The sequence below is a fragment of the Paucilactobacillus nenjiangensis genome (genome assembly GCF_005405445.1).
In the GTDB taxonomy this organism is placed as follows: domain Bacteria; phylum Bacillota; class Bacilli; order Lactobacillales; family Lactobacillaceae; genus Paucilactobacillus; species Paucilactobacillus nenjiangensis.
In genome coordinates this window covers 1-3,347 of record NZ_BJEB01000093.1, presented here as the reverse complement: position 1 = coordinate 3,347, position 3,347 = coordinate 1, and the positions used below count along the sequence as shown (strand labels likewise).

The window sequence follows — 3,347 nt, the reverse complement described above, 5'->3', positions numbered from 1 at the left end:
GTCACCAGTACAATACCGAGAACTTGCCAATCAGTTAGTAGCTTAATTTAGTTGTCCAAACTTGTGGGTTCACTTCAAATGTCGTTTGACATTTTGAAGCCTATTTTTATTTACTGTCCTAAAAATTTTTAAGTAATTCAAGCAATAACGGATTTTGATTATTCGGATTGTAGAGTGCAACAATTTGATAACGTTGTTTTTGTTCACTATTTAGTGGTAAGAAGCCTGTATTTTGTTCTGTAGGAATGTTCTCGACTAATTGTCCAGGATAAAAAGCTAACGCTTGATTAAGGGCCACCAACATATTCATTTGTTCGATACTGGAAACACGTTGGATTTTTTCATTGTCATGAAGGAAAGGGACACTAGCTAAAAAACTTTCTAATAAGAAAGTCGAACTTTCGGGACTGTAGTAAAGGATGGTTTGACCTTCAAGATCCCATTCAGTGAGTGCATCTTTTTGGCTAAGCGGGTTTAGTTTACTTACACCAAAAATCATTTGATTGGAAAAAATCGGTTTTGCGACTATCTTTGTATTATCAGAAATTGGACTAACACCATAGTCGATGGATAATGCAAGATCAAGTCGTCCATCGGAGACACCATGATATAAATGCTCGTTGCTTTCTTGTTTGATAGATAACTGATTTGTTGGATTCACAGCAGCAGTTTTTAGTAAGGCCTGTTGTAACAATGGCTTTTCGAATGCAGAAAAATAACCGACGCTGAGAATGTTGGTGGACGAATTATTCAATTGCTCTAATTCATCTAATGCAGCATGGTAGTTATTTACAATATCTTGTGCCGATGAATAAAAGAACTGCCCTTGTGAGGTTAGAGTGATTTTATTTGCATCACGAATAAAAAGTTTCGTGTTCAACTCATCTTCTAAAAGCGTGATTTGTTTTGAAATCGCACGTTGTGTAAGTAACTCTACTTCGGCAACTTGCTTGAAGCTGCCAAATTGTACAACTTTCAGAAAAGTTTGTAATCGATTGATATCCAAAATATTTCTCCTTACCCGAACTTTTTGTTCGTCTGCTGAATTAAGTGGTCACTGTGAATTTAATCACAATATTATAAAATGAACTCAAGTTAAGAGTAGCACAGCAGAAACAATATGTTGCTACTTAGTGTAATGTTAGTTTAATTTTACCAAATAAACGGAGGAAATATTATGTCAATTACTGAACAAAGTGCTTATGATCTTGTCGTTGTCGGTACGGGTGCAGCCGGTTCTGCAGCTGCTCTTGAAGCTGCTCAAAAGGGACTAAAAGTTTTGTTGCTCGAAAAAGGTCGCTCAACTGGTGGAAGCAGTAACTACACAGAAGGACTTTTCGCAATCGATTCGTATCTGCAAAAGGAACAAGGTATTAAGGTATCCGGCACAGAGGTTTTGAAAGAAGAAGTTGAATACTCAAAATATAAAGCGGATTCAAGAATTTGGCGTAAGTATATTGATACGAGTGCTGAAACTGTTAAATGGTTGGAAGACCAAGGGGTTGAATATGAAGGTGTGCAAGCAATGGGTGATGGTGAAGCTACTTGGCACATTTACAAAGGAATGGGTGATGCAGTAATTCATAAGGCACTCCAACCCAAGTCTGAAAGCTTAGGTGTTGAAGTTCATACTTCAACATCAGCCATTGAAATCAAACAAGATTCTAATCATGCAGTTTCTGGTATTGTTATTCGTAACGAAGCTACTGATGAAGAGCAGGTTGTAGATACACAAGCCATTGTGTTAGCAACAGGTGGCTATTTGAATAATCCGGAAATGATGAAAAACTTAACACAATATGATACATCTCGACTGGTCCCAGTGAGTTCTGGGAAAGGTACTGGAGACGGACTTAATATGGGATGGAACATCGGTGCGAAACATTATGGTACAGGAATGGCAATGCTCTTTGGTGGCTACCTCCGTGATCCTAATGAACCACCATTTAAATTTATCGCTTCTCAAATGAATACAGCAGCAGGTCAGCAACCATTATTATGGGTTAATGAGACTGGAGAGCGTTTTGTAGACGAGTCAGTTGTTTATAACTTTTCATATGCTGGAAATGCTATGTATACGCAAAACAAAGTTTATAGTATTTTAGACCAAGGTGTTTTGGATAAAATGGCAGCAGATGGTAATTTCATGGGACTTGGCGTTTACGTTAAACGTGGACAAAAAATGGATAAAATGCAGGCAGAGATTGATCAAGCCGTTGCTGATAATAAGGCCTTTATCTTTAAAGCTGATACAATCACTGAGTTAGCAGAAAAAATGAATCTACCAGTTGAAACTTTGACAAATACAGTAAAAACGTACAATTCATATGCTGAAAATGGTACCGATCAGGATTTTGGGAAAGACAGTGAGTATTTGGTGCCAGTAAACCAAGGCCCTTATTATGCATTTGAACTTCAAACTGGTGCATTTTGTACTATGGGTGGATTGCAAGTTAATACCAAAAACGAAGTACTTGATGATGCTGGCCAGAAGATTGATGGCTTGTATGCAGCTGGAAACGATGCTTCTGGTTTAGCCGGTGATACTTATGGTCCAAACATGCCAGGAACATGCGTGGGCTATGCATTTTATTCCGGGCGAAATTCAAGTGATAATGCTGCGGAATATATTAAAAGTACTGTAAAAATTTAGGAAGTAGATTATGAAAATTGTTGGAATCGTTGGTAATAATGCAAAATTTTCGTATAATCGATACCTATTACAATTTATGCAACAACATTATTCAAATCAAACAGAAATCATTATTAAGAAATCGCTGATATACCAATGTTTTGTGAATCAAGCGCAAACGATGTACCCGAAAGTGTTCAGGATTTAGTGAAAACAATCAATGATGCAGACGGCGTGATTATTGCCACTCCCGAGTATGATCATTCAATTACGGCCGCTTTAAAAAGCACCATCGAATAGTTGTCCTACGTTGAACATCCTTTGACCGACAAGCCTGTTATGATTGTTGGTGTTTCGCTTGGACAGCAAGGTACTTCTTGGGCGCAAACGCAGTTAAGAGAGATTTTGAATTCACCAGGTATAAATGCACATGTTATGCCAGGAAACCAATTTATGATGAGTTTTGCCAAACAAAACTTTGATTCAGATGGAACTTTGACTAATCAGCAAACAGTTGATTTTTTGACAAAATGTTTTGAATCATTTTTAAAATTTACTAGTATAAATTTACTTAAAGTGTAACTAAAAGGGACTTAGGTTTTTTCTTAGAAAAGAAATTTTCTTTGAAATAGTAATTGAAAAATAAGTGGCTGGGAAAAAACTAATTCCAGACTATAAAAAATAAAGGGACTTTGGAAAAACACTCCAAAGTCCC

Annotated in this window: 2 protein-coding genes and 1 pseudogene; 2 read left to right on the top strand and 1 reads right to left on the bottom strand. The window is 36.9% G+C overall.

Annotated elements, in window-relative coordinates:
- Positions 1-118: 118 nt before the first annotated feature.
- Positions 119-1,006 (bottom strand): LysR family transcriptional regulator, encoded by an 888-nt coding sequence (locus tag FFM59_RS09775; protein WP_137602837.1) that lies wholly within the window; start codon positions 1,004-1,006, stop codon positions 119-121.
- 171 nt (positions 1,007-1,177) lie between these two features.
- Here FFM59_RS09775 and vprA point away from each other — a divergent pair, with 171 nt between their 5' ends.
- A complete protein-coding gene (gene vprA / locus FFM59_RS09770) occupies positions 1,178-2,653 on the top strand; it encodes a vinyl phenol reductase (RefSeq protein ID WP_137602836.1) in 1,476 nt (491 codons plus the stop codon).
- Between the two features lie 135 nt (positions 2,654-2,788).
- Positions 2,789-3,214, top strand: a pseudogene (locus FFM59_RS09765) (NADPH-dependent FMN reductase).
- Positions 3,215-3,347 lie beyond the last annotated feature (133 nt).

Coding starts and splice junctions, on each gene's coding strand:
- vprA (WP_137602836.1), top strand. CDS start 1,178: ATGTCAATTACTGAACAAAGTGCTTATGATCTTGTCGTTGTCGGTACG.